At 61.4% G+C, this 26978-nt stretch carries 22 protein-coding genes; 16 read left to right on the top strand and 6 right to left on the bottom strand.

Annotated elements, in window-relative coordinates:
- The first annotated feature begins 17 nt into the window (after positions 1 to 17).
- The 10 genes from BLO50_RS07115 (at position 18) to BLO50_RS07075 (ending at position 13727) form a co-directional block, all read left to right on the top strand.
- Positions 18 to 1667, top strand: coding sequence for an acyl-CoA synthetase (locus tag BLO50_RS07115; RefSeq protein ID WP_090250327.1), 1650 nt, complete (start codon positions 18 to 20; stop codon positions 1665 to 1667).
- Positions 1668 to 1778: 111 nt separating this feature from the next.
- The gene (locus tag BLO50_RS07110) at positions 1779 to 2780 is read left to right on the top strand and encodes an extracellular solute-binding protein (protein ID WP_090250324.1); all 1002 of its coding nucleotides are present in this window, start codon (positions 1779 to 1781) and stop codon (positions 2778 to 2780) included.
- Positions 2781 to 2991: 211 nt separating this feature from the next.
- Positions 2992 to 4608 (top strand): ABC transporter permease, encoded by a 1617-nt coding sequence (locus BLO50_RS07105; protein ID WP_090250321.1) that lies wholly within the window; start codon positions 2992 to 2994, stop codon positions 4606 to 4608.
- A 170-nt stretch (positions 4609 to 4778) separates the two neighbouring features.
- The gene (gene gcvT / locus BLO50_RS07100; protein WP_090250318.1) at positions 4779 to 5861 is read left to right on the top strand and encodes a glycine cleavage system aminomethyltransferase GcvT; all 1083 of its coding nucleotides are present in this window, start codon (positions 4779 to 4781) and stop codon (positions 5859 to 5861) included.
- Positions 5862 to 6003: 142 nt separating this feature from the next.
- A complete protein-coding gene (gcvH, locus tag BLO50_RS07095; protein WP_090250315.1) occupies positions 6004 to 6393 on the top strand; it encodes a glycine cleavage system protein GcvH in 390 nt (129 codons plus the stop codon).
- A gap of 329 nt (positions 6394 to 6722) precedes the next feature.
- Complete coding sequence (locus BLO50_RS07090) at positions 6723 to 9029, top strand: Orn/Lys/Arg family decarboxylase (protein WP_090250313.1); 2307 nt, start codon at positions 6723 to 6725, stop codon at positions 9027 to 9029.
- 38 nt (positions 9030 to 9067) lie between these two features.
- The gene (locus BLO50_RS22005) at positions 9068 to 9952 is read left to right on the top strand and encodes an Orn/Lys/Arg decarboxylase N-terminal domain-containing protein (RefSeq protein ID WP_244152849.1); all 885 of its coding nucleotides are present in this window, start codon (positions 9068 to 9070) and stop codon (positions 9950 to 9952) included.
- Positions 9924 to 11384 (top strand): Orn/Lys/Arg family decarboxylase, encoded by a 1461-nt coding sequence (locus BLO50_RS22000; RefSeq protein WP_244152848.1) that lies wholly within the window; start codon positions 9924 to 9926, stop codon positions 11382 to 11384. Before BLO50_RS22005 ends, BLO50_RS22000 begins: the two co-directional genes overlap by 29 nt.
- Before the next feature lie 73 nt (positions 11385 to 11457).
- Complete coding sequence (gene potE, locus BLO50_RS07080; protein WP_090250310.1) at positions 11458 to 12786, top strand: putrescine-ornithine antiporter; 1329 nt, start codon at positions 11458 to 11460, stop codon at positions 12784 to 12786.
- Between the two features lie 35 nt (positions 12787 to 12821).
- Positions 12822 to 13727: an amino acid ABC transporter substrate-binding protein gene (locus BLO50_RS07075; RefSeq protein ID WP_090251330.1), complete on the top strand. Its 906-nt coding sequence runs from the start codon at positions 12822 to 12824 to the stop codon at positions 13725 to 13727.
- Between the two features lie 58 nt (positions 13728 to 13785).
- Here the strand turns inward: BLO50_RS07075 and BLO50_RS07070 are convergent, their stop codons facing one another.
- From BLO50_RS07070 to BLO50_RS07060, 3 genes are all read right to left on the bottom strand, one after another.
- A complete protein-coding gene (locus BLO50_RS07070) occupies positions 13786 to 14232 on the bottom strand; it encodes an NfeD family protein (protein WP_090250308.1) in 447 nt (148 codons plus the stop codon).
- A gap of 3 nt (positions 14233 to 14235) precedes the next feature.
- On the bottom strand, positions 14236 to 15156 hold the full coding sequence (locus BLO50_RS07065; protein ID WP_090250305.1) for an SPFH domain-containing protein: 921 nt from the start codon (positions 15154 to 15156) through the stop codon (positions 14236 to 14238).
- A gap of 124 nt (positions 15157 to 15280) precedes the next feature.
- Positions 15281 to 16867: a L,D-transpeptidase family protein gene (locus BLO50_RS07060; protein WP_090250303.1), complete on the bottom strand. Its 1587-nt coding sequence runs from the start codon at positions 16865 to 16867 to the stop codon at positions 15281 to 15283.
- 160 nt (positions 16868 to 17027) lie between these two features.
- On the opposite strand from BLO50_RS07060, the gene BLO50_RS07055 reads away from it, so the two are divergent.
- Complete coding sequence (locus BLO50_RS07055; RefSeq protein WP_244152847.1) at positions 17028 to 17696, top strand: murein L,D-transpeptidase catalytic domain family protein; 669 nt, start codon at positions 17028 to 17030, stop codon at positions 17694 to 17696.
- Between the two features lie 16 nt (positions 17697 to 17712).
- Here the strand turns inward: BLO50_RS07055 and tfpB are convergent, their stop codons facing one another.
- On the bottom strand, positions 17713 to 19497 hold the full coding sequence (gene tfpB, locus BLO50_RS07050; protein WP_090250298.1) for a type IV pilus assembly ATPase TfpB: 1785 nt from the start codon (positions 19495 to 19497) through the stop codon (positions 17713 to 17715).
- Between the two features lie 138 nt (positions 19498 to 19635).
- Positions 19636 to 20310, bottom strand: coding sequence for a ribose-5-phosphate isomerase RpiA (gene rpiA, locus BLO50_RS07045; protein WP_090250294.1), 675 nt, complete (start codon positions 20308 to 20310; stop codon positions 19636 to 19638).
- 159 nt (positions 20311 to 20469) lie between these two features.
- Between rpiA and ilvA the strand changes: the two genes are divergently transcribed.
- Positions 20470 to 21984, top strand: a complete 1515-nt coding sequence (gene ilvA / locus BLO50_RS07040) for a threonine ammonia-lyase, biosynthetic (protein ID WP_090250291.1) — start codon at positions 20470 to 20472, stop codon at positions 21982 to 21984.
- A gap of 26 nt (positions 21985 to 22010) precedes the next feature.
- Positions 22011 to 22451 (top strand): DUF2269 family protein, encoded by a 441-nt coding sequence (locus tag BLO50_RS07035; protein ID WP_090250290.1) that lies wholly within the window; start codon positions 22011 to 22013, stop codon positions 22449 to 22451.
- 56 nt (positions 22452 to 22507) lie between these two features.
- Here the strand turns inward: BLO50_RS07035 and BLO50_RS07030 are convergent, their stop codons facing one another.
- A complete protein-coding gene (locus BLO50_RS07030) occupies positions 22508 to 23161 on the bottom strand; it encodes a histidinol-phosphatase (RefSeq protein WP_090250287.1) in 654 nt (217 codons plus the stop codon).
- Positions 23162 to 23316: 155 nt separating this feature from the next.
- Here BLO50_RS07030 and BLO50_RS07025 point away from each other — a divergent pair, with 155 nt between their 5' ends.
- From BLO50_RS07025 to BLO50_RS07015, 3 genes are read left to right on the top strand one after another with little or no spacing between them, the layout of a single operon-like run.
- Positions 23317 to 23796, top strand: coding sequence for an RNA pyrophosphohydrolase (locus BLO50_RS07025; RefSeq protein ID WP_090251327.1), 480 nt, complete (start codon positions 23317 to 23319; stop codon positions 23794 to 23796).
- 18 nt (positions 23797 to 23814) lie between these two features.
- Positions 23815 to 26094, top strand: a complete 2280-nt coding sequence (gene ptsP, locus BLO50_RS07020) for a phosphoenolpyruvate--protein phosphotransferase (protein ID WP_090250284.1) — start codon at positions 23815 to 23817, stop codon at positions 26092 to 26094.
- A gap of 13 nt (positions 26095 to 26107) precedes the next feature.
- Positions 26108 to 26977: a DUF6929 family protein gene (locus tag BLO50_RS07015; protein WP_090250282.1), complete on the top strand. Its 870-nt coding sequence runs from the start codon at positions 26108 to 26110 to the stop codon at positions 26975 to 26977.
- The last annotated feature ends 1 nt before the right edge of the window (position 26978 follow it).

Here is a 26978-nt window from a genome sequence, read left to right as displayed (position 1 = left end):
CCAGCTGGAGAACAACAATGCACAGCGTCAATCCCTACGAATACGGCATGCCCCGTGATGCAGCAAATTTTCAGGCGCTCAGCCCGCTGAGCTTTCTTGAGCGCGCCGCCAGCGTCTACCCGCAGCGCCTGGCGCTGATTAATGGCAGCCTGCGGCAGACCTGGGGCGAAACCTATAGCCGCAGTATTCGTTTGGCCTCGGCGCTGGCCCAGCGTGGCATCGGCCTGGGCGACACGGTGGCGGTGATCGCGCCCAACGGCCCGGCGATGTTCGAGGCGCATTTTGGTGTGCCGATGTGCGGTGCCGTGCTGAATGCCATCAATACCCGCCTGGATGCCGAAGCCATCGCCTTTATCCTGCAGCACGGCGAAGCCAAGGTGTTGCTGGTGGACAAGGAGTTCGGCGAGTTGGCCCAGCGCGTGGTCGGCCACTTGCCACAGCCGCCGTTGGTGATTGGTATCGATGACCCGGAATACGCTGACGGTCTGCTGATCGGTCAGCTGGAGTACGAGGCGCTGTTGGCCGAAGGTGACCCGAACTATGCCTGGCAGTTGCCGGCTGATGAGTGGCAGGCGATCTCCCTCAATTACACCTCCGGCACCACCGGCAACCCCAAAGGCGTGGTTTATCATCACCGTGGCGCACACCTAAATGCGCTGTCCAACGCCATGTGCTGGGACATGAGCCGCTTCCCGGTGTACCTGTGGACGCTGCCGATGTTCCACTGCAACGGCTGGTGCTTCCCCTGGGCGCTGGCCGCCTATGTCGGGGTCAACGTGTGCCTGCGCCATGTGCGTGCCGAAGCCATCTACCCGTTGCTCGCCGAGCATGGCGTCGACCATTTCTGCGGTGCGCCCATCGTACTGAATATGCTGGCCAACGCTGATGAGGCGCTAAAAGAGCTGAAGACCCAGCCGGTAAAAGTGCTCACCGCCGGCGCCGCGCCACCCGCTGCGGTAATCGAAGCCATGGAAGCCCTGGAATTCCGCGTTACCCACGTTTATGGCCTGACCGAAACCTACGGCCCCAGCGTGGCTTGCGAGTGGAAAAGCGAGTGGGACAGTGAAAGCCCGGAGCAGCGTGCGCGCCTGAAGTCCCGCCAGGGCGTGCGAGCGCCGCTGCTCGACGGCCTGATGGTGGCCGACCCGGACACCCTGCAACCGGTGCCGAAAGACGGCCAGACCATCGGCGAAATCATGATGCGCGGCAACGTGGTGATGAAGGGCTACCTGAAAAACCCCTCTGCCACCGCCGAGGCCTTTGCCGGTGGCTGGTTCCACTCCGGCGATCTGGCGGTGTGGCACGCTGACGGCTATGTGGAGATCAAGGATCGCAGCAAGGACATCATCATTTCCGGCGGCGAGAACATCTCCTCCATCGAGGTGGAAGACGTGCTGTATCGCCATCCGCAGATCCTCGAAGCCGCTGTGGTGGCCATGGCCCATGCCAAATGGGGCGAAACCCCCTGCGCTTTTGTCACCCTCAAGCCAGGTGCCGAGCTGACGGCCGAGGAAGTAATCGCCTTCTGTCAGCAGCGTATGGCGCGTTTCAAGGTGCCGGGCTGCGTGGTGTTTACCTGCCTGCCGAAAACCAGCACCGGCAAGGTGCAGAAGTTTGTTTTGCGTGAGCAGGCCAAGCAGTTGGCCGCGCAGCAGGCGGTGGCATAAGGAGGATTGAAGGCACTTGTTACAGGTTTAAATAGATAACGAGTTGAGAACCTAAATGTCATTCACTACTATTTGGCACCTTAACTCGTCTATACCAAGAGGCATTACACCATGCAGGTAAGCAAAGGCTTGTTCGCCGCACTCTCCCTCACTGCGCTCGCCAGCACAGCGCAGGCCGCCGATGAAGTGGTGGTGTATTCCTCGCGTATCGACGAGCTGATCAAGCCGGTGTTCGATGCCTACACCGCCAAAACCGGGGTTAAGGTCAAGTTCATCACCGACAAGGAAGCGCCGCTGATCGCGCGTCTGAAGGCTGAAGGTGCCAATACCCCGGCTGACCTGCTGATCACCGTAGACGCCGGCAACCTCTGGCAAGCCGAGCAGGAAGGCGTGCTGCAGCCGACCAAATCTGAGCTTATCAACGCCAATATCCCGGCCCAGTACCGCTCCAGCACTGACAGCTGGACCGGCCTGTCGCTGCGCGCGCGGACCATCTTCTACTCCACCGAGCGGGTTAAACCGAGCGAGCTGAGCACCTACGAATCCCTGGCTGACAAGAACTGGGAAGGCCGCCTGTGCCTGCGTACCAGCAAGAAGGTCTACAACCAGTCGCTGACCGCCACCCTGATCGAAACCCATGGCGCGGCCAAAACTGAAGAAATCGTCAGGGGCTGGGTCAACAACCTGGCCACCGACGTGTTCGCCGATGACACCGCGCTGCTGCAAGCCATCGACGCCGGCCAGTGCGACGTTGGCATCACCAACACCTACTACTACGGCCGCCTGCACCAGCAGCAGCCGGATCTGAAAGTCAAGCCGTACTGGCCGAACCAGAACGACCGTGGCGTGCACGTCAACCTGGCCGGTGCCGGTGTGACCAAGTACGCGCCAAACGCCGAAGCCGCACGCAAGCTGCTGGAGTGGATGACCACCGAAGAAGCGCAGACCATCTTCGCCGGCGTTAACCAGGAGTTCCCGGCCAACCCGGCGGTTGAGCCGTCTGCCGAAGTGGCTGCCTGGGGTACTTTCAAGGCCGATACCATCGCCACCGAAGTGGCTGGCAAGCGCCAGGCCGAAGCCACCATGCTGATGGACCGCGCTGGCTGGAACTAAGACCATAACGATTTGCTGCGCGTCGGCCCTGCGGCGTTAAAAACAGGCTCGGAATGCTCATGTACAAAAGTACACTCCGCTTCCTCGCCTGTTTTTGCCTTGCAGGACTCTAGCTCGCGAAATCGTAATCAGGTTCTAACTCTACGCACGCAGTTATACTCGACGCCCCGGCTTAGCCCGGGGCGTTGTGTTTTTGTCTTGAGGATTTTGCGTGGCCCATCCTGCCCAGCGCCGCTGGTACCCCATCGCCTTTGCCGTTGCCTTGCTGGTGCTGCTGCCGCTGAGCGTGCTGATGTTTAGCTGGCACGAGGTCGACCAGCAGATCTGGGCGCACCTGTGGCAAACCCAGTTGCCGCGTCTGCTCGGCAATACCCTGGTGTTGGTCCTCGGTGTGGGCGTGGGGGTGACGCTGCTCGGCGTCAGCCTGGCCTGGCTCACCAGCCTCTGTGAGTTCCCCGGTCGGCGCTGGCTGGACTGGGCGCTGATGCTGCCATTTGCCATTCCCGCCTATGTACTGGCGTTCGTGTTTGTCGGCCTGCTGGATTTCGCCGGCCCGCTGCAGACGCTGCTGCGCGAGTGGTTTGGCAGTGACGTACGCTTTCCCCGGGTGCGTTCCACCGGCGGGGTGATCATCGTGTTGGTGCTAGTGTTCTACCCCTACGTCTACCTGCTCGCGCGCAATGCCTTTCTGGCCCAGGGCAAGGGCTTGATGGAAGCGGCGCGGGTGCTTGGTCTGAGCCCCTGGCGTGCGTTCTGGCGCGTCGCCTTGCCGATGGCGCGCCCGGCGATTGGCGCCGGTCTGGCGCTGGCCATCATGGAAACCCTGGCAGATTTCGGCGCGGTCTCGGTGTTCAACTTCGACACCTTCACCACGGCCATCTACAAGACTTGGTACAGCTTTTACAGCCTGACCAGCGCCACCCAGCTGGCCAGCCTGCTGCTGCTGGCGGTGATGTTGGTGCTCTACGGCGAACGCCGCGCCCGCGGTGCGGTGCGTCCGGTGAATGAGCGGCCGCGCGGCAAGGCGCTGTATCACCTCAAGGGTGGCAAGGCGCTGGCCGCCAGTGCCTGGTGCGGCCTGGTGTTCGCCTGTGGCTTTGTTATCCCGGTGCTGCAGCTGATCGTCTGGTTCTGGCAGCGCGGTCGTTTCGATCTGGATGAACGCTACAGCGCATTGATCCTGCACACCTTGTATCTGGGCGCGATGGCGGCGCTGATCACCGTCAGCGTGGCTTTGCTGTTGGCGTTCTCCCGGCGCTTGACCCCGACCCGTTTGATGCGCGGCACTGTCGGCGTGGCCAACCTCGGCTATGCCTTGCCGGGTTCGATGCTGGCGGTGGCGATTATGCTGGCCTTCAGTTATCTGGACCGTGAGCTGGTGATTCCGCTGTCTAGCTGGCTGGGCGGTGCGGGCAAGCCGATTCTGCTCGGCAGCCTGTCGGCGCTGCTGCTGGCCTATATGATCCGCTTTATGGCGGTGGCCTACGGGCCGCTGGAAAACAGTCTGGCGCGCATCCGCCCCTCCTTGCCGGAAGCGTCGCGCAGCCTCGGTGTTGGCGGCGTCGGGCTGTTCTTCAAGGTCTATCTGCCCCTACTGGTGCCGGGTGCGCTGTCGGCGGCGCTGCTGGTGTTCGTCGATGTGCTCAAGGAAATGCCCGCCACCCTGTTGATGCGCCCCTTCGGCTGGGACACGCTGTCGGTGCGGGTGTTTGAAATGACCAGTGAAGGCGAGTGGGCACGCGCTGCGCTGCCGGCCCTGACTCTGGTACTGGTCGGCCTGTTGCCGGTGATTCTGCTGATCCGCCGTTCGGCGCGCCGTCACGGTTAGCCAAACGGGCCTGCGCGACAGGCTGCTACGTTGGGATGACCGCCCCCGGTGTTGCGGCTACAATGCGCGCCATTCGCAGCGGCCGATCATCTTGATAGCCCGTGCCAGTGCCCGATTGTGTGGGCTCAGCCGGGTTGCCGCTGCACTGCCCAGCCCGCAAGGAGACACTTATGGGACAGCGCACACCGCTCTATGACCTGCACCTCGCTCTGGGTGCCAAGATGGTCGACTTCGGCGGTTGGGACATGCCGTTGCACTATGGCTCGCAGGTCGAGGAGCACCATCAGGTGCGTCGCGACTGCGGGGTGTTCGATGTGTCGCACATGACCGTGGTGGATGTCAGTGGCAGCCAGGCCAAGGCCTATCTGCAACACTTGCTGGCCAACGACATCGAGCGCCTGCAAAGTATCGGTAAAGCCCTCTACAGCGGCATGCTCAATGAGCAGGGCGGGGTGGTGGATGACCTGATCGTCTATCTCACCGACTTCGGTTACCGCGTGGTGGTGAATGCCTCGACGCGTGACAAGGACCTGGCCTGGATGCACCTGCAGAGCGTCGACTTCGACGTGCAATTGCACGAGCGATCCGAACTGGCAATGTTGGCCATTCAAGGCCCGCATGCGCGCAGCAAGACCGCCGAGCTGGTCAGCCAGTCGCGCGCCAACCTGATTCAGAGCCTCAAGCCGTTCGAAGGCCAGCCTGATGGCGAGTGGTTTATCGCCCGCACCGGTTACACCGGCGAAGACGGCCTGGAAATCATGCTGCCCGCCAGCGAAGTAGTGGCCTTCCTTAATGAGCTGGTCGGTGCCGGGATTTCCCCGATTGGCCTCGGCGCGCGCGACACCCTGCGCCTGGAAGCCGGGATGAACCTTTACGGCCAGGACATGGACGAAAGTGTTACCCCACTGGCCGCCAACATGGCCTGGACCATCGCCTGGGAGCCGGCCAGCCGTGGTTTCGTTGGCCGTGTCGCGCTGCAGAAGCAGAAGGCCGAAGGCGTTCCCTCCAAGCTGGTGGGCCTGGTGCTGGAAGAGCGCGGCGTGCTGCGTGCGCATCAGGTGGTGCGGGTTGAGGGCGTGGGCGAAGGTGAGATTACCAGCGGCAGCTTCTCGCCGACCCTGGGTAAATCCATCGCCCTGGCCCGCGTGCCGGCGGCGACTCAGGAGCGCGCCGAGGTTGAGATTCGCGGCAAGTGGTACCCGGTGCGGGTGGTCAAGCCGAGTTTTGTGCGTAACGGCAAGGCGCTTATCTAAGCCTTGAGTTAGCCATGGATGGTCGAGAGCGCCCGTGTTGGAGCGGCTCGCTAGGTTTTTAAAGACTTTCTTTCGGTATGGCCAAGGCCTGCTAAATTTCCATGACGGCGTGGTCGCCGTCATGTCAGATGAGGAACGACACATGAGCAATATCCCCGCCGATCTGCGTTACGCCGCCAGCCACGAGTGGGCGCGCCTGGAAGCCGATGGCAGCGTTACCGTAGGCATTTCCGATCACGCGCAGGAAGCCCTGGGTGATGTGGTATTCATCGAGCTGCCAGAAGTCGGCAAGAGCCTGAATGCCGGTCAGGAAGCCGGGGTGGTGGAATCGGTCAAGGCCGCATCCGACATCTATGCACCCGTTTCCGGTGAAGTCATCGCGATCAATGACGGACTGGCCGACAGCCCGGAAAGCGTCAACAGCGATCCGTACGGCAGCTGGTTCTTCAAGCTCAAGCCGAGCGATGCCAGCGAGCTGGACAAGCTGCTGGATGCGGCCGCTTACAAGGCCACAGCCGATAGCGACGCCTAAGCCTCCCGCTTAGCTGCAAAACAAAGCCCCGCCTCGCGGGGCTTTGTTGTTTCTGCGTCTTTGCCCATCGCTCGTAATGGCACTGTGCCGCTCTAGCACGGCTATTCGTCGCACTCAGCTGTTTGTTCGGTCAGAAAGTTTGCGCGGCCCGCGATGCTGACTAGGCTGTTGATCCATGTCACAAGATGTTTCGCTGCTCGGTGCATAGTGCGTTGAGTGCGCATGCATCAATTCCCCGGTTTCTATGCACTAACCCCCGCACGGTTAATGGATGTCAGGGTATAGGCAGTGCGACTGCGTTTGCGCAAAAGGACGATGGAGGCAGGTTGATGATTGGACGAACCAACAAACCCCTGAAAATGCGCGTGCTGATGGTCGACGATGACCTCGGCAGCCCCACTAGCATGCGTGGGCGCGTGCTCAACGAGCTGGTCGACGAGTTTGCCAGCCGCAATGCCGAGCTGATCAAGGCCACTTCCTACGAGGATGGGTTGGCGGCGGTGATGTCCGATGCGGCGCTGCATTGCATCTGCGTCGATTGGACCCTGGGCAAGAATGACGACAGCTCCCATGCCCAGGCACTGGAGTTGCTGCGTAGCATTCGCCAGCGCAACGAAAACGTTCCGGTATTTCTGATGGCCGACCGTAATGCCAAGAAAAGCATCACGGTGGAGGCCATGGGGCTGGCCGACGAGTTCGTTTGGATGCTCGAAGACACGGCGCCCTTTGTCGTCGGTCGGGTGATTGCCGCGATCAACCGCTACCTTGAGCACCTGCTGCCGCCGTTTACCGATGCACTGCTGCGCTACACCATGAAAGATGAGCACTCCTGGGCTGCGCCGGGGCATCAGGGCGGGATTGCCTTTACCAAGTCGCCGGTGGGCCGGGTATTCTTCGATTTCTTCGGGGAAAACCTGTTTCGCACCGACAGCGGTATCGAGCGCGGCAGCCTTGGTTCAGTGCTCGATCACAGCGGCCCGGTGGCAGACTCCGAAGCCTATGTGGCGCGGATCTTTGGCGCCCACGCCAGCTACTCGGTACTTAACGGTACCTCGGGTTCCAACCGGGCGATCTTTATGGCCTGTGTCGGTGAAAACCAGTTCGCCCTGTGCGACCGTAATTGCCACAAATCCATCGAGCAGGGCCTGGTGCTGACTGGCGGCCTGCCGCTGTATATGACGCCGACACGCAACCGCTACGGGATTATCGGCCCACTGCTGCCCGCGCAGTTCGATGCGCAGCGCATCCAGGCCGCCATCGCCAACCACCCGCTGCGCGCCCAGGCCAAGGGCAGCAAGCCCGTGTATGCCGTGGTCACCAATTGCACCTATGACGGTATGTGCCTGCACGCCGAACGCGCCGAGGGCATGCTGGCGCAGAGCAGTGAGCGCATTCACTTCGATGAGGCCTGGTACGGCTACGCGCGCTTCAATCCGCTGTACCAGGGGCGTTACGCCATGCGTGGCGACCCCGCCAGCCACCCGGCCGATGGCCCTACGGTGTTTGCCACCCACTCGACCCACAAGTTGCTGGCGGCGCTGTCGCAGTCCTCGTTTATCCATATCCGCAACGGCCGCAACCCGGTCGAGCACAGCCGCTTCAATGAATCTTTCGTGATTCAGGCCAGTACCTCGCCGTTGTACGCGCTGTTTGCCTCCAACGAGGTGGGCGCGGCGATGATGGATGGCAACGGCGGCTATAGCCTGACCCAGGATTCGCTGCGCGAGGCGGTGGATTTCCGCCAGGCGCTGGCGCGTACCCACCGCGAGTTCGCCAGCCGCGGCGACTGGTTCTTCCAGCCGTGGAACGCGCCGCAGGTCTGCGATAGCAAAACCGGCAAGACGGTTGATTTTGCTGACGCCGCTGTCGAGCAACTGACCAGCGATCCCGCCTGCTGGGAGCTGGAGCCAGGCGCCGAATGGCATGGTTTCACTGGCCTGGAAAAAGGCTGGTGCATGCTCGACCCGATCAAGGTCGGCATCATGGTGCCGGGCATGGGTGCCGACGGCCAGCTGTTGGCGGAGGGCATCCCCGCGCCAATCCTCGGTGCCTTTCTCTACCGCAACAACATTGTGCCGTCGCGAATCACCGATTTTATGGTGCTTTGCCTGTTCAGCATCGGCGTAACCAAGGGCAAGTGGGGCACGCTGATCAATGTGCTGCTGGCCTTCAAGCGCCACTACGACGGCAATGTGGCGCTGGAACGGGTGTTACCTGATCTGGTCGCCCAGGCGCCTGAGCGCTACTGCGGCATGGGCCTGCGTGACCTCAGCAGCGAGATGTTCGAGTACATGCGCAGCAGCCGCATGGACGCCCTGCAGGCCGAAGCCTTCGGCAATTTGCCGTTGATCGAAACAACGCCACGTGCCGCGTTCCAGGCGCTGCAAGCCGGCGAGGTCGAGCTGTTGCCGCTGCAGCAGGCAGCAGGGCGGGTTACCGGGGTTGGCATCATGCCGTATCCACCAGGCATCCCGATTGTCATGCCCGGCGAGAACCTCGGGCCGCTGGATGGCCCGTGGATTCGTTACATCCAGGCCCTGCAGGATTGGGGCAACCACTTCCCCGGTTTCGAGAAAGAGGTAGAGGGCGCCGTGCATCAGGACGGCGGCTACCACTTCTGGTGCCTCAAGCGCTAAGGGCTGGCACCCATCAGGTCTATTACAAGGAGTTCATCATGAGTCACGCCAAAGTGCCGTTGCCGGCATCCCTCGCTCAGCGTTACCCGGTGCTGATTGTGGTCAACACCCTGGAGCACCCGGACAGCATCGTTCTGCGCAGCGCCGAGGAGGTGGGTCGGGCCTTGCAGCAACATGGCCTGGAGGTTGAGCGAGTCAGCTCGCTGGATGACGCGGAAATCGCCTTTCGCGCCGACCCAGCCTATTGCTGCGTCATCCTCGGCTGGGGTTTGTGTGAGGAAAATCTGCCGTTAGCGCTGCACCTGATTCAGCTGATCCGCCAGCGCACCGCACAGCTGCCGATCATGCTCGGCATGAGCCAGGCGCATCAGAGCCGGGTGCCGCTGGAGTTTGTTGAAAATATCGATGGGTTTATCTGGCAGCCGGAAGACAGCCCGGCGTTTGTCGCCGGACGCATTGAAGCCGCTGCTCGGCGTTATTTGGACAGCATCCTGCCGCCATTTTTTGGCGCCCTGGTGAACTTCGCTGACACCCACGAATACTCCTGGCACACCCCTGGGCATACCGGCGGCACTGCCTTTATGAAGACCGCAGTGGGTCGCAGTTTTCTCGACTTCTACGGCGAGCAGATGCTGCGCTCCGACCTCAGCGTGTCGGTGGGTGAGCTGGGCTCGCTGAATGATCACTCCGGGCCTATTGCTGAGGCGGAAAAGAATGCCGCGCGGGTGTTTGGCGCCGATTACACCTTCTTCTCGGTCGGCGGCAGTTCAGCCAGCAACGAGATCGTCCTGCACTCGGCGGTAACCGATGGCGACGCGGTGCTGGTCGACCGCAATTGCCACAAATCGCTGAATTACGCGCTGAATATGTCCGGCGCTGTGCCGCTGTGCCGCTGTGCCGCTGTACCTGCGGCCACGGCGTAACGCACGCGGGCTGATCGGCCCGGTGCCACGCAGCGAGCTGACGCCCGAGGCGGTGGCGCAGAAAATCGCCGAAAGTCCGCTGATGACCGACAAACAGGCCCGTCCAGTACTGGCGGTGCTGACCAACTCGACCTACGACGGCCTTTGCTACAACGTGCAGACCACCACCCGCGAACTGAGCCAGAGCGTCGACCGGATTCACTACGACGAAGCCTGGTATGCCTACGCGCGCTTCAATCCGCTGTATGAAGGCCGCTACGGCATGCACCGTGGCGAACGGCATGCCGATGACGCCACGGTGACCGTTACCCACTCGACCCACAAACTGCTGGCGGCGCTGTCGCAGGCCTCGATGATCCATATCCGCTCGGGCAAGGTGCCGGTCAAGCCGGCGCTGTTCAATGAAGCCTTCATGATGCACACCTCGACGTCGCCGCAATACAGCATCATTGCCTCCACCGATGTGTCGGCGAAGATGATGGATGATGCCGGCGAGTACCTCACCGATGAGTCCATCGGCGAAGCCATCGCCTTCCGCCAGGCCATGGTGCGTCTGGGTAATGAGGTGCGTAAGCGCAAGCCGCAGGATTGGTGGTTTGGCGTGTGGCAACCGGATGAGGTCAACGGCGTGCCCTTTGCCGACCTCGACCCGCAGACATTACGCCAGGGCGATGCCTGGGTGCTTCAGCCGAGCGCTAGCTGGCATGGCTTTGGTGACCTGGGCCGTGATTACTGCATGCTCGACCCGATCAAGGTCACCGTGCTGACCCCAGGGCAGACCCTGGAAGGGCAGATGGAGGCCAGCGGCATTCCGGCGCCGCTGGTGTCATCGTTCCTTTCCAGCCGCGGCATCGTGGTGGAAAAGACCGAGCCGTATTCGATTCTGCTGCTGTTCAGCCTGGGCGTAACCAAGGGCAAGTGGGGTTCGCTGGTCGCCGGGCTGATGGAGTTCAAGAAGCACTACGACAGCAACGCCTCGCTGGAATTGGTGATGCCTGAGCTGGTCGCCAGCCATGGCGAGCGTTACGCCGGCATGGGCCTCAAGGACCTGGCCGACGCCATGCACCAGGACATGCTCGCCTCCAAGCTGCTGCACAACATGGACGCCGCCTTCAGCCTGTTGCCGGATGTGGTGTCATCACCGCGGGCGACGTTTGCCAAGCTGGTGAAAGGCCAGATTGAGCAGATCTCCGTGCGTGACATGCTGGACCGCACCGTAGCCGTGCAAGTCGTGCCTTATCCACCGGGCATCCCGCTGATGATGCCGGGCGAAAAGGCTGGCGCGGACAAGCAGGCGATCATCGATTACCTGCTGGCGATGGAGCTGTTCGATAGCCATTTCCCCGGTTTCGAACACGACAACCATGGCGTCGAGATTGAGCGCGATGGCCAGGGTGGGCTGACGTACAAGGTCTATGTGGTCAAACAGTAACGCTTAGCCACTCCCGGCCAGCAGCCTTGGCTGCTGGCCGCGCCAGTGCCACGCAAAGAACAAGGAGAGGTCGATGGCTGAGTCAAGCAAGAAGATGAGCCTGGTGGGGCTCACCACCCTGGTGTCGGTCAATATGATGGGCTCCGGCATCATCATGTTGCCGTCGAGCATGGCCCAGTTGGGCGCGGTTTCGTTGCTGTCGTGGATCATCACGGCAGTCGGCTCCATGGCCATTGCCTACTGTTTCGCCCAGTGCGGCATCTACTGCCACCGCTCGGGCGGTATGTCGGCCTATACCGAGGAGGCGCACGGCAAGTCGGCGTTCTTCCTCTGTTCGTTTCTGTATTTCCTTTCGCTGGCCATCGGCAACGTGGCCATCGGTATTTCTGCAGTGGGTTATCTCACACCGTTCTTCCCCTGGCTGGGCAGTGGCGCGATTCCGCTGTTTGTCGGCACGGTCGGGCTGATCTGGCTGACCACAGTGGCCAACTTCGGCGGCCCGCGTATCACCGGCAGAATTGGCGCGATCACTGTCTGGGGCGTGATCATCCCGGTGGCGGGGCTCAGCCTGATCGGCTGGTTCTGGTTTGACCCTGCGGTGTTGAAGGATGCCTGGAACCCGCACAGCCTGAAGATCAGCGACGCGATTGCGCAGAGTATTCCGCTGACTCTGTGGGCCTTCCTCGGCATGGAGTCGGCGGCGCAGAACTCCGATGCGGTGGAAAATCCAGAGCGCAATGTGCCGCTGGCCTGCCTGTTCGGCACCCTCGGCGCAGCCGTAGTGTATGTGCTGTCGACCACGGTGATTCAGGGCATCGTACCGAATGCCGAACTGGCCAACTCCAGCGCGCCATTTGCCTATGTCTATGCGCAGATGTTCAACCCCTTTATCTGCAACATCATCATGGGCTTGGCTGTCATGGCCTGTATCGGCTCGCTGCTGGGTTGGCAGTTCACTTTGGCGCAAACGGCCAAGGTCACGGCGGATCAGGGCATGTTCCTCAAACTGTTCGGCAAGGTGACGGCGGCCAATGCACCGGTGATCGGCATGATCGTGTGCGGGGTGTTGCAAACCCTGTTGGCGCTTTCGACTATCTCGCCGAACGCCAGCGCGCAGTTCAGCAAGTTGGTCAATCTGGCGGCCGTCACCAACCTGATCCCTTATATCACGGCGCTCTCCGGGTTGTTGGTGATCATGTACAAGGCCCGCGTCAGCGCGGCGATCTATACCCGCAACGTGATGGTGCTGATGGTGGCGATGGTTTATTGCTTCTACGCCCTGTATGCCTCGGGCAAGGATGCGGTGTTCGGCGCGATGCTGGTGCTGGCGTTGGGTTATCTGCTGTACGGTTTTATCGCCAAGCGCTTTGTTGCCGAGCAACCCACGCCCTGTAAGGCGTAATGGCTGGTAAACCCTTTGAATCTGGGGATATGGATATGAATATTCACCTGTGTAATCCGTGCAACCTTCTGCTGGCCTGCCTCCTGGCGCTGTCGCCTGTAACCCACGCCGAGACGTTGCAGCGCATCGAAAGCAGCAACACGCTTAATCTGGGCTACATCGACGACATTGCCCCGTTCAGCAGCCTGCAAAACGGTGAAGTCGGCGGCTATGCGATTGAGCTGTGCGAGAAGGTGGTCGAACAGGTCAAAACCGAACTGAACCTGCCTGCGCTGCAGGTGCGCTATCAGTCTGTGACGGCGACACAAGGGCTGAACGCCGTGCGTGACGGTTCGCTCGACCTGCTCTGCTCGCCCAGTGTGGAAAGCCTCAGTCAGCGTAAGCACGTCAGTTTCTCCCTGCCCATCTACACCGCCGGGCTGGCGGTCTTGGTGCGTAAGGATGCGCCCGAGGCTTTGCTCAAGGTGCTCAACGGTGAGGTTGCACACAGCGGACCGACTTGGCGCGCCACGGTCAATCGCGGCTTGGCTAACCATACCTATGCGGTTAAACAGGGCGAAGCGACAGAAGCCTGGATTCGCAAGCAGCAACGCATGCTGGGTGTTGTCGCTACGGTGGTGACCGTCAGCAGCCAGGAGGAAGGTGTGCAGTTGGTGGCCGAGGGTAAGGCCGATGCGTTCTTTTCTGAGCGCATGCTCCTGAAGAATTACCTGGCCAAGCGTGATGATGCCAGTGATATGCAGGTGCTGGAGCGAATCTACGAATTCGCCCCGGTGGCGATGGCCTTAACGCGTGGTGACGAAGACTTCCGCCTGTTGGTCGACACGGCCCTTAGCAAGGCGCAGCGCTCCGGTGAGTTGGAGCAGATATACGGTCGCTACTTCGGTGAGCCGGGGGATATGGTCAAGGCGCTGTTCAAGGTTTACGCATTGCCTGATTGACAGGCAGCAAACCGGCACTGGGCGTTGTCCGCCAGTGCCGGTTTGCCTGTTAGGCCGATTACTCGGCTTCGACCCGCAGTACCACACCGTCCTGACCCACTACGCGCACCGGCGTGCCCGCCGGTAGATTCGGGCCGCTGACCAACCACAACGAGTCTCCGGCTTTTATCTTGCCACGCCCCTCATGGATGGCTTCATGCAGGGCAAAGGTGCGTCCCATGAATTCGCTGCCACGCTGGTTCAGCCCAGGCTGGTCGGAGGGTTTGGCGGCGCTGCGTTGGCGCTGCCACCAGAACACTGCGGTGAGTATCGACAGTAGGCCGAACAGGATGAACTGCGCAGCCCAGGGCAGGCCCGGAAAGATAAAGGTCAGCAGGCCGACGCTGGCGGCGGCCAGGCCGATCCACAGCAGATAGCCACCGGCACCGAACACTTCGAGGATCAGCAGCAGAGTGCCGAACGCCAGCCAGTTCCAGTACGACAGGTGCTGTAAAAAGTCCCACATGGTTTAACCCTTCTTCTCGCCGAAGGTGGCTTTGACAATTTCGCTGATACCGCCGACTGCACCGATCACCTGGCTGGCTTCCAGCGGCATCAGGATGACCTTGCTGTTATTGGCGCTGGCCAGTTGGCCGAGGGCTTCGATGTATTTCTGCGCGACGAAGTAGTTAACCGCCTGCACGTTGCCCTGGGCGATGGCTTCGGAAACCATGCGCGTGGCTTCAGCTTCTGCCTGGGCGGCACGTTCGCGCGCTTCGGCTTCGAGGAAGGCAGCCTGGCGCTGGCCTTCGGCCTTGAGGATGTCGCCCTGCTTCTGCCCTTCGGCGGTAAGGATGGCGGCGGCGCGCAGGCCTTCGGCTTCGAGAATCTGTGCGCGCTTGATCCGCTCGGCTTTCATCTGCCCGGACATGGCGGCCATCAAATCGGCGGGTGGGCTGATGTCCTTGATCTCGATACGGGTGATCTTGATACCCCAGGGCGCGGTGGCTTCATCAACGGTGCGTAGCAGCTTCTCGTTGATTGCGTCGCGTTGGCCGAGCATGGCATCCAGCTCCATGGAGCCGAGCACGGTACGGATATTGGTCATCACTAGGTTGCGGATGGCGTGTTCGAGGTTGTTCACCTCGTAGGCGGCCTGGGCCGAATTGATGATCTGGAAGAAGCAGATGGCGTCGATCTGCACCGTGGCGTTATCGGCGGTGATCACTTCCTGCGGCGGAATATCCAGCACGTTTTCCATTACGTTGAGCTTGCGGCCGACTTTGTCCATCACCGGGACGATGATATTCAGGCCAGGCTTAAGGGTGTTGGTGTAGCGACCGAAGCGCTCCACCGTCCATTCAAAACCCTGCGGCACGACCTTGAAACCCATAAAAACGATGGCGACGGCGAGGCCGACAAAGAGAAAGATGACGCTGCCGATTTCCATGTGGTGTAGCTCCTTGGTGGGTTTTAGTCTGCGGATTAGCTGTTCAGCTATCTAAGCACAGTTGGCGTTGGCACTGCTGTCGATGGCGTTGCAGAGTGTGCCGATCAACGGTCATGGCGACCGATCAGTGCACGTTTGGCGCCAGCGCTTTGACCAGGCGCATGTCGCGCGCGTAGATGTCTGGGTAGTAGCGCAGTGCCCCGTCCTTGCTGGCTTCTACCGTCCAATAGGCAATCAGCAGCGGCGCCGGATGTTGCAGGCGGTATTGCTGGGTTTCGCCGCTGGCGATACGCGTCTGCACGCTGCTCAGCTCATCCGGGGTGAGCAGCCAGGCGAGCAGGGTATCGACCGCCTCGACCCTTACGCAGCCCGAGCTGAACGCACGCGGCGCTTTGCTGAACAGCTGCTGGCTGGGCGTGTCGTGCAGGTAGACCGCGAATGGATTGTCGAAGCGCACAGCGACGCGGCCGAGCGGGTTATGGCTACCGGCCGACTGCCGCAGGCGGATCGCTCCGGGGCTTTCCCAGTCGATGCTCTGCGGGTCGAGGAGGTTGCCGTCGCGGTCGAGCACGCTCATCTGGTGACGCTCCAGGTAGCTGATGTCTTCGCGAATAGCCGGCAATTTGTCTTCACGCAGAATGGTCGGCGGCACGGTCCAGGTCGGATTGAGGGTCAGCCGTACAATGCTGGAGGCGAGCAGCGGAGTCTGCCGTTCGGCACGGCCGACCTGGGTACGGCTGCGCCAAAGCAGCTGGTTATCGCGCCGCACCTGGATTTCGGCGGCCGCAACATTGATCAGCACTTTGGCCTCGCCCATAGAGTCTGCCAGCCAGCGCAGGCGCTCAAGGTTGGCGCGCAGCTGCTCGCGACGCATCTGTGGGCTGATATTCAGCTCGGTCAGGCTGGCGGGGCCGAGGATGCCATCCGGGTTAAGGCCGTGGTCGCGTTGGAAATTCTCCAGCGCGCTTTGTGTGGCCAGATCATAGGTGCTGCCCAGTTCTTCTTGCGGTGCAGCCAGGTAGCCCTGGGCGATCAGGCGTGTGCGCAATGCTGGCAGTCGCGCATCCTTGCCGCCGGGTTTGAGCTGTGCGCCGCTGGCGAGTGTCGTCCACTCCTGCAGCGGCTGTAGGCGTTGTTGCGCATAAGCGCTACGCAGCCGCTGGTATTGCACGGTAGCCGGCCGTGCGCTGGCAAAGGCCAGGGACGGCGTGTGCAGATGCAGCAGGGCCAGTGAGAGGGTCGCCAGTTGCGGGTCCGGGTTGGTTTGCCCTGGCGCCTGCCACAGCGGTTCCAGGCGCTGTTGCAGCAAGCGGCCGCGGCGCAGGTGCAGCAGGGCCTGCAGGTAGCTGTGGCTGGTCAGCAGTTCCGCGCAGTCGCGCTGCTTGGCGAAGCTTTCCGCGACCAGGCTGGGCAGCAGATAGTCACTGGGCTGCAGGCCGTCATCGTCCAATTGCGCCAGCTGTTCGCGCAATTGCAGCAGTTGTTCGCTGTTCTGCCAGGCCGGCTGGCCGTCGCGTTGCGCATAAAAAGCCTGCAGCAGGCGCTGAGCATTCTCGTCTAGGCTTGTCGGTAATGGGCTGCAGCGCTGCGTCAAATGAGCCAGCAATGGGCGCAGATCGACGCTGGTGGCGAAGGGCGCACCGGTGGCGTTGGCGACCAATGGCAGGATGAGCAGGGCGGCGCTCAGGTAGAGTGTGCGTTTTTTGAACAATCTACTGCTCCAGTCCTCGGCCGAAAAGCGGGTTAGCCGCAACCAGTATAGGCGGGCTAGGGGCGGATCTTGTGACAGGACGTCCGAAGGTACTCGAGGTATTTGCGCAATGTTTGGACGTCTTGGCAGGTTCTGCCTGATCGGCTTTTGGCTTTCTTGCATGCCCTTGTCGGCGACAGCAACCGAGCAGGATGGCTTGCTCAGGGATCTGGCGCAGATTGCCCCCGGGCTCAATCAGCAGGCGCTGCAGCATGCGCTGGCGGCCATGCAGTGCGCGGTCAATCATGGTGCGGGTCCGGCTCGCCGCCTTGCGGTGATCGACTATTCGCGGCCTTCCACCGAGCGGCGGTTATGGATATTCGATCTGCAGCGCAAGCGTCTGCTATTGCGCGATTTCGTCGCCCACGGCCGCAAGTCCGGGGAGAACTTCGCCGAGGTGTTTTCCAATCGTCTGGGTAGCCATCAATCCAGTCTGGGCTTGTTCCGCACGGCGGAAAGCTACCGCGGCAAGCATGGCTATTCCTTGCGTATGGATGGCCTGGAGCCTGGCCTGAATGACCTGGCCCGCGAGCGTGCCATCGTGATTCATGGCGCCGGTTATGTCAGCCCACGCTGGGCACAGAAGCATGGGCGTATCGGCCGCAGCCTGGGTTGCCCGGCGGTGCGTCCGGAAGTGGCACGGATGGTGGTGGATCAGCTCAAGGGCGGGCAGTTTCTCTTCGCCTGGCATTCCAATCAGCGCTGGTTGCAGGCTTCAGCCTACTTGGACTGCAAGCCGCAGCGAATGGCAAGCATCCTCGCCCGTCAGCAGCGTTTGCCGCGCAGCTGAAACGCATGGGCTAAGGCTATTTCTGCTCGCTCTGCGGAGTGACCCGCAGCACTTCCTCAATGGTGGTCAGGCCGGCGGCGACCTTCTGCGCGCCAGACAGACGCAGGCTGCGCATGCCTTCCTTGAACGCATGCCGACGCAGGGCAATCAGGTCGGTATCGGCGGTGATCAGCGGCTTCATCGCATCATTGATCAGCATGATTTCATACACCCCAGCGCGGCCGCGGTAACCGGTGTCGCGGCATTCCAGGCAACCTACGGCACGGCAGGCTTGAGTCGGCAGTGGCGCGCTCCAGGGTTTGGTCAGGCTCTGCCAGCCGTCTTCATCCAGCGTCTGTGGCGCCTTGCAGTGCGGGCATAGAGTGCGCACCAGGCGCTGGGCCATTACACCGAGCAGGGTGGACTTGAGTAGGTAGTGCGGCACGCCAAGTTCCAGCAGGCGGGTGATCGCGCTGGGCGCGTCGTTGGTGTGCAGGGTGGACAGTACCAGGTGTCCGGTCAACGCCGCCTGAATCGCCATCTCGGCGGTTTCCAGGTCGCGAATTTCGCCGACCATGATGATGTCTGGGTCTTGGCGCATCAGCGCGCGTACGCCGCTGGCGAAGGTCAGGTCGATATTGTGTTGCACCTGCATCTGGTTGAAGGCCGGCTCGACCATCTCGATCGGATCTTCGATGGTGCAGAGGTTAACTTCCGGCGTGGCCAGTTGCTTGAGCGTGGTGTACAGCGTGGTGGTCTTGCCCGATCCGGTGGGGCCGGTAACCAGAATGATGCCGTTGGGCTGGCTGGTCATGCTCTGCCAGCGTTTCAGATCGTCGGCAGAGAAACCCAGCTGGTCGAAGCTTTTCAGCAGCACTTCTGGGTCGAAGATCCGCATCACCATTTTTTCGCCAAACGCGGTGGGCAGTGTCGACAGGCGCAGTTCGACTTCACCGCCATCCGGGGTCTTGGTCTTCACCCGGCCATCCTGCGGTTTACGTTTTTCTGCAACGTTCATCCGTCCCAGGCTTTTCAGGCGGCTGACGATGGCCATTGTTACCTGAGGCGGGAATTGGTAGACGGTGTGCAACACGCCGTCGATGCGAAAACGCACGCTGCCCTGTTCGCGGCGTGGCTCGATATGGATATCGCTGGCGCGTTGGGTGAAGGCGTACTGAAACAGCCAGTCGACGATATTGACGATATGTGCGTCGTTAGCGTCCGGCTCCTGATCCTGGGCGCCGAGGTTGAGCAGTTGCTCGAAGTTGCCCATGTTGCTGATCTTAGTGTCGCCGGCTGAGGCGCCGCTTACCGATTTGGCTAGGCGGTAGAACTCCACAGTAAAGCGTTGGATATCCGTTGGGCTAGCCACCACGCGCTTGATCGGACGCTTGAGCACGTGGGTCAGGTTGGCTTCCCAGCTATTTACCAAAGGCTCGCTGCTGGCGATGGTCACGCTGTCGTTGTCCACCGCCACAGCAAGAATCTTGTGGCGCTGGGCGAAGGCATAGGACATCAGCGGGGTGATGGCGGCAACATTGATCTTCAGCGGGTCGATGCGCAGAAAGGGCTGTCCGCATTGTTCCGCCAGCCAACTGGTCAGGCCTTCCAGTTCAAGCTTCTTGCCAGGGTTTTTCAGATCGTCCAGTTGCTGCGCGGCAAGAAATTCCAGCGGATGCTGCTGGTTATTAACGGCACTGCGGCGGATTGCCAGGCATTGTTCGGCATTGTCCTGATTGGTCCGCCCCTGGGCGACCAGCTCACGCAGCAGGTCGGCGAGTTCCAACTGGCGATCATGGGTGGACGAGACGAATGCGGACATAAAGCTCCCTGACGATCCTGATTACGGTTTAACGACCTGCTAAGCACTGCTGGCAGCATGTCGCAAAGGACGCAGGCTGTCTGCCGACCTGATCCATTTTTGCACAGCCGCTATGGACTGCCTTAGTGCCGGCGGCGATCAGGCGCGCTTGAGGGTTTTCACGCCTTCTGCGGTGCCGAGCAACAGCAGGTCAGCTGGGCGTGCAGCGAACAGGCCGTTGGTGACCACGCCGACGATGGCGTTGATCTGGCTTTCCAGCTCCACCGGGTTGGTGATCGACAGGTTGAACACGTCGAGGATGATATTGCCGTTGTCGGTCACCACGCCTTCGCGGTACACCGGATCGCCGCCGAGTTTGACCAACTGGCGGGCGACGTGGCTGCGCGCCATCGGGATCACTTCCACCGGCAGTGGGAAGGCGCCGAGGACTGGCACCAACTTGCTGGCGTCGGCGATGCAAATAAAGGTCTGCGCCACGGCCGCGACGATCTTCTCGCGGGTCAGGGCCGCGCCACCGCCCTTGATCAGATTGAGGTGCTCGTCGCTTTCATCGGCGCCATCCACATAGAACTCCAGGTCGCTGACGGTGTTCAGCTCATACACCGGAATACCATGGCCCTTGAGGCGTGCGGCGGTGGCTTCGGAACTGGCCACAGCGCCGTCGAACTCCATCTTGTGCTTGGCCAGGGCATCGATAAAACAGTTGGCAGTGGAGCCGGTGCCGACACCGATCACACTCTTGGCGTCGAGTTTGGGGAGAATAAAGTCGACGGCAGCCTGGGCGACGGCTTGCTTGAGTTGATCCTGATTCATCTTTAGGCCTGGAGTGGGAGTGATTGAAAGGCGCGAATTATAGCCTGACTGAGGCGCCAGGGGGCCGCTGGCCGGGAAAACCCTGTGGCTTGTATGGTCGTTCGGCGCAACGCTGGGGTAGACTCGCTGACTCTCTGAAAAGCCGCCTGCGATCCCGCCATGCTCGAACAGTACGTCAAGAAAATCCTCACCTCGCGCGTCTATGACGTGGCGGTTGAAACCCCGCTGCAAGCCGCTAACCAGCTTTCCGAGCGCCTGGGCAACCAGATTCTGCTCAAGCGTGAAGACCTGCAGCCGGTGTACTCGTTCAAGATTCGCGGTGCCTACAACAAACTGGCGCAGCTTTCGACTGAGGAGCTGGCGCGCGGTGTGGTGACCGCCTCGGCCGGCAACCATGCCCAGGGCCTGGCGCTGGCGGCCAAAGTGCTGGGGGTCAAGGCGACCATCGTGATGCCCAAGACCACCCCTGAAATCAAGGTGCAGGGCGTACGCTCGCGCGGCGGCAAGGTGGTGCTGCACGGCGACAGCTTCCCGGAAGCACTGGCCTACTCGCTGAAGCTGGTCGATGAGAAAGGCTACATCTATATCCATCCCTATGATGACCCGCACACCATTGCCGGGCAGGGCACCATTGCGATGGAAATCCTCCGTCAGCAACCGGGGGCGATCGATGCGATCTTCGTGCCGGTGGGCGGCGGCGGGCTGATTGCGGGTATCGCCGCCTATGTCAAATACCTGCGCCCAGAGATCAAGGTCATCGGTGTTGAGCCGGACGATTCCAATTGCCTGCAGGCCGCGATGGCCGCCGGTGAACGTGTGGTGCTGTCGCAGGTTGGGCTGTTTGCCGATGGCGTGGCCGTGGCGCAGATCGGTCAGCACACCTTTGATGTGTGCAAGGATCATGTTGACGAGGTGATCACCGTCAGCACCGACGAGATCTGTGCGGCGATCAAGGACATCTACGACGACACCCGTTCGATCACCGAGCCGGCCGGTGCGCTCAGCGTGGCTGGGATCAAGAAGTATGTGGAGCGTGAAGGCTGCAGTGGGCGCGTGTTGGTGGGTATCGACTCGGGGGCCAACGTCAACTTCGACCGCCTGCGCCATGTCGCTGAGCGCGCCGAACTGGGCGAGAAGCGTGAAGCGATCATCGCCGTGACCATCCCTGAGCAACCGGGCAGCTTCAAGGCGTTCTGCGAAGCCATTGGCAAGCGGCAGATCACCGAGTTCAACTACCGCTATCACGAAGATAAGGAGGCGCATATCTTTGTCGGCGTGCAAACCCACCCTGAAAGTGACCCGCGTGCCGCGCTGGTTCAGGGTCTGCGCGACCAGGGCTTCCCGGTGTTGGACCTGACTGACAACGAACTGGCCAAGTTGCATATCCGTCATATGGTTGGCGGTCATGCGGCAGCGGTGCCGGATGAGTGCGTTTACCGCTTCGAGTTTCCTGAGCGTCCGGGTGCATTGTTCAATTTCTTACAGAAATTAGGTGGGCGCTGGAACATCTCAATGTTCCACTACCGCAATCACGGTGCGGCCGATGGTCGAGTGGTCGCGGGCCTGCAGGTGCCGCAGGCCGAGCGCCATTTGGTGCCAGCGGCGCTGGAAGCCATCGGCTATCCCTACTGGGATGAGAGCGATAACCCGGCGTACAAACTCTTTCTTGGATAAGCCGGAAACCCGGTAGGACTGAAACAATGGAACATTACCCATTGCTGAAAATGCTGCACATGCTGCCCGGCATCCTCTTGCTGGTTGGGGTGTTAGTGCATCTGTTTATGTTATGGAAGGCCTCGCGTGGCGGTGATGCCGCCATCTTGCAGCGCAAGCTGAAACGCACCCGCTTGATCAGCATGCCGGTGCTCGGCCTGCTGGCTCTGAGCCTGCCGGTAACCGGCTGGTTGCTGGTTGATCTTATCGGTTTGCCGCTGAGCCAAACCTGGCTGCTGCTCAGCAGCGTGCTGTTTGGTGTGCTGATGGTTGCCGGGTTGCTGCTGGCGGGCCGCTTGAGCACCTGGCAAGCCCTTAATGGCGCACCAGCACCCACGCGCCTGCTGGGTTTCTGCGCGGTCTATGCCGGGCTGATCGTGTTGTTGTTGCTGGTGATCATGGGGTTGATGGGCGCCAAGCCAGCTTGATCAATACCGCAATAAAAACGCCGCCTGATCAGGCGGCGTTTTTATTTGCAGCTAGTTTAGCGCAGCGAGATCACCGGCCAGCCACGCTTTTCTGCTTCAGCGCGAAGGTTTGGATCGGGGTCGACGGCGAAGGGGTGAGTGACTTGCTCCAGCAGGGGCAGGTCGTTCATTGAGTCACTGTAGAAGTAACTGTCGTTGAGGTTAAGGCCGCTTTCCGCCAACCAGCGGTTAAGGCGGGTGACCTTGCCTTCCTTGAAACACGGCACGTCGGTGGTGCGTCCGGTGTAGCGGCCGTCGGCCATTTCACATTCGGTGGCCAGCAGGGTGTCGACCCCAAGGCGCGCAGCAATCGGCGCGGTTACGAAGCGGTTGGTGGCGGTGATGATCAACAGCTTGTCGCCGGCTTCGCGGTGCTCGGCGAGCAGCGCTTCGCCTTTGGCAAGGATGATCGGCTCGACGCAGTCGCGCATAAACTCGCGGTGCCACTGCTCCAGCTGCGCCATTTCCGTGCGGCCGAGGATTTCCAGGCTGAAGTTCAGGTAGTCGGTGATGTTCAGGCGGCCGGCCAGGTAGTCCTGATAGAAGTCATCGTTGCGCGCCTTATAGGCAATCCCGTCGAGGATGCCGCGCTCACACAGGTAGTCCCCCCAGGCGTGATCGCTGTCGCCGCCGAGCAGGGTGTTGTCGAGATCGAATAAAGCCAAACGCACGGGAGCACCTTTGATTGCCAGCTACGAAAGGCGGCCAGAATAACGGCTTTTATAGGTCATTCCTATTACGCGCCCCGCTCGCGTTGCTGCTGCCGCGGCCTTTGTGGAACAATGCCCGCATGTCTTAAATTCAGGCGTTTACGAGGTTGTGTGCCGTGATCGATTCCGATGGTTTTCGCCCGAATGTCGGCATCATTCTGACCAATGATGTCGGCCAGGTGCTGTGGGCGCGTCGGATAAACCAGGACGCTTGGCAGTTCCCGCAGGGCGGGATCAATGACCATGAGTCACCGGAAGAAGCGCTGTACCGCGAATTGAACGAAGAAGTTGGCCTTGAACAGCAGGATGTGAAAATTCTCGCCTGCACCCGAGGCTGGTTGCGTTATCGTCTGCCTCAGCGCCTGGTGCGCACGCACAGCCAGCCGCTGTGCATCGGGCAGAAACAGAAGTGGTTCCTCCTGCGTTTGACTGGCGCAGAGGATCGGGTGCGCATGGACCTGACCGGTAAGCCGGAGTTCGACGGCTGGCGCTGGGTCAGTTACTGGTACCCGCTGGGCCAGGTGGTGACATTCAAGCGCGAGGTTTACCGTCGCGCCCTCAAGGAACTCGCTCCGCGCCTCTTGGCGCGGGACTGACACAGGCTAGAGCCAAGTATGCTCAATACGCTGCGCAAGATTGTCCAGGAAGTAAATGCCGCCAAGGACCTCAAGGCGGCGCTGGGCATTATCGTGCAGCGAGTGCGCGAGGCTATGGGCAGCCAGGTCTGCTCGGTCTACCTGCTGGACCCTGAAAGCAATCGCTTTGTGCTGATGGCCACCGAGGGCTTGAACAAGAAAGCCATCGGCAAGGTCAGCATGGCCCCCAACGAGGGCTTGGTCGGCCTGGTCGGCACCCGCGAAGAGCCGCTCAACCTCGAACACGCGTCCGAACACCCACGCTACCGCTACTTTGCCGAAACCGGCGAGGAGCGTTACGCCTCATTTCTCGGTGCGCCAATCATTCACCACCGCAAGGTGATGGGTGTATTGGTCATCCAGCAGAAAGAACAGCGCCAGTTCGACGAAGGCGAAGAAGCCTTCCTGGTGACCATGAGCGCCCAGCTCGCCGGGGTTATCGCCCACGCCGAGGCCACCGGTTCGATCCGTGGCCTGGGTCGGCAGGGTAAGGGCATTCAGGAAGCCAAGTTCATCGGCGTACCCGGCTCGCCTGGCGCAGCCGTGGGCACCGCAGTGGTGGTCCTGCCGCCGGCTGATCTGGAAGTGGTGCCGGATAAGACCGTCGATGACATCGCCGCCGAGCTGGCCCTGTTCAATGATGCTCTGGAAGGCGTTCGCAGCGACATGCGCGCGTTGTCGGCGAGAATGGCCACGCAGCTGCGCCCGGAAGAGCGCGCGCTGTTCGACGTCTACCTGATGATGCTGGAAGACGCCGCCCTGGGTAACGAGGTGGTCAAGGTCATTCGCACCGGTCAGTGGGCCCAGGGCGCACTGCGTCAGGTGATTGGCGAGCACATCAATCGTTTTGAACTGATGGACGACGCCTACCTGCGTGAGCGCGCCAGCGATGTCAAAGACCTCGGTCGACGCCTGCTCGCCTATCTGCAGCAGGCGCGTCAACAGACCTTGGTGTACCCGGACAACTGCATTCTGGTCAGCGAAGAGCTGTCGCCGGCGATGCTTGGCGAAGTACCGGAAGGCAAGCTGGTCGGCCTGGTTTCGGTACAGGGCTCGGGTAACTCGCATGTGGCCATCTTTGCGCGGGCCATGGGTATTCCCACGGTCATGGGCGTGGTCGACCTGCCGTATTCGAAGATCGACGGTATTCAGCTGATCGTCGACGGCTACCACGGCGAGGTGTTCACCAACCCCAGCGAAGTGTTGCGCAAGCAATACGCCGAAGTGGTCGAGGAAGAACGCCAGCTGGCGCAGGGTCTAGATGCACTGCGCGCCTTGCCGTGCGAAACCCTCGACGGCCACCGTATGCCGCTGTGGGTCAACACCGGCCTGCTTGCTGATGTAAAGCGCGCCCAGGAGCGCGGTGCCGAAGGCGTTGGTCTGTACCGCACTGAAGTGCCGTTTATGATCAAGGAGCGCTTCCCCAGCGAGAAAGAGCAGCTGGCGATCTATCGCGAGCAGCTGGCCGCCTTCCACCCGCTGCCGGTGACCATGCGCAGCCTGGATATCGGCGGTGACAAGGCGCTGAGCTATTTCCCGATCAAGGAAGACAACCCCTTCCTCGGCTGGCGCGGTATCCGCGTCACCCTCGACCACCCGGAAATCTTCCTGGTGCAGACCCGCGCCATGCTTAAGGCCAGCGAAGGGTTGAATAACCTGCGCATTCTGCTGCCGATGATTTCCGGGATTCAGGAGCTGGAAGAGGCGCTGCACCTGATTCACCGTGCCTGGGGCGAAGTGCGCGATGAAGGCACCGACGTGCCGCTGCCGCCGGTCGGGGTGATGATTGAGATCCCCGCTGCGGTCTATCAGGTGCGCGAACTGGCACGCCAAGTCGACTTCCTCTCGGTCGGCTCGAATGACCTGACCCAATACCTCTTGGCCGTGGACCGTAACAACCCGCGCGTCGCTGACCTCTATGACTTCCTTCACCCGGCGGTGCTGCAGGCGCTGCGCCTGGTAGTGGCCGGCGCCCACGCCGAAGGCAAGCCGGTGAGTATTTGCGGCGAGATGGCCGGTGATCCGGCGTGCGCCGTGTTGCTGATGGCGATGGGCTTCGACGGCTTGTCGATGAACGCCACCAACCTGCCCAAGGTGAAATGGCTGCTGCGGCAGATCAGTCTGGGCAAAGCCCAGGAGCTGCTGGGCCAGGTGATGAACATCGACAACCCACAGGTGATTCACAGCACCCTGCAGCTGGCCCTACGCAACCTCGGCCTGGGTCGGATGATCAATCCGGCGTCAGATATTCAGGCGTGAGTGCTCGCGGCTCATGCTGACGCTTGCCGCAACCCCCCTGCAATTGCGCCAACTGGCCACGCTGCGGCTGTCGGCAGCCAGTGCATTGGTCTGTCAGGGGCATAGTTTCTGGGTGTTGGCCGACGATGCACTGGTGCTGCAGCGCTACAGCCTGAGCGGCGACTGGCAGGCCGAGCTGACTCTGCTCCCCGGCGAATTACCCAGCGATGCCAAGCTGCGCAAGCGCCGAAAGCCCGACTTCGAAGCCTTGATGTCATTGCCCGCTGACAGCCTGTTGGCGTTAGGTTCCGGTTCCACCGAACACCGCTGTCGCGGTTGTCTGGTTGAGGCCGGGAATGTGCGCGTGATCGACCTTAATCCCTTGTACCGGGCGCTCGCTGAGCACTTTCAGGACCTGAATATCGAAGGCGGCGTGGTCTATCACCAGCAGGTGCTACTGGCGCAGCGCGGCAATGGTCGTGGCCGAGAAAACGCCCTGGTGCTGCTCGATTTGCCGCAGGTGCTGCGCGATCTAGAAGGCGGGCAGTTGAGTGCAGCCACTTTGCAACGCATTGTGCCGCTGCAATTACCGGAGCTGGACGGTGTGCAATTGAGCCTCACCGATCTCAGCGTGGCGCCCTGGGGCGCGCTGTATTTCACGGCATCGGCAGAGGCTACTGATTCCAGCTACCTGGATGGTGCCTGCGTTGGCAGCGTGCTTGGGCGGCTGGACGCGCAACTGAATATCGTCGCGCTGAGCCGCTTGGCGCCAGTGGTGAAGATCGAAGGGCTGACCTTTCAGGCCGATGGTCGACCCCTGCTGGTGGCGGATGCCGACGACCCGGCGATTGCCGCGCCGCTGTTTACCTTGGATGAGCTCAGCGAACCTGTGCGCAGCGACTGAG

This window comes from Pseudomonas peli, from assembly GCF_900099645.1.
In the GTDB taxonomy this organism is placed as follows: domain Bacteria; phylum Pseudomonadota; class Gammaproteobacteria; order Pseudomonadales; family Pseudomonadaceae; genus Aquipseudomonas; species Aquipseudomonas peli.
Note: the sequence above shows the minus strand (reverse complement) of the source record. Positions and strands in the feature narration are given on the sequence as shown.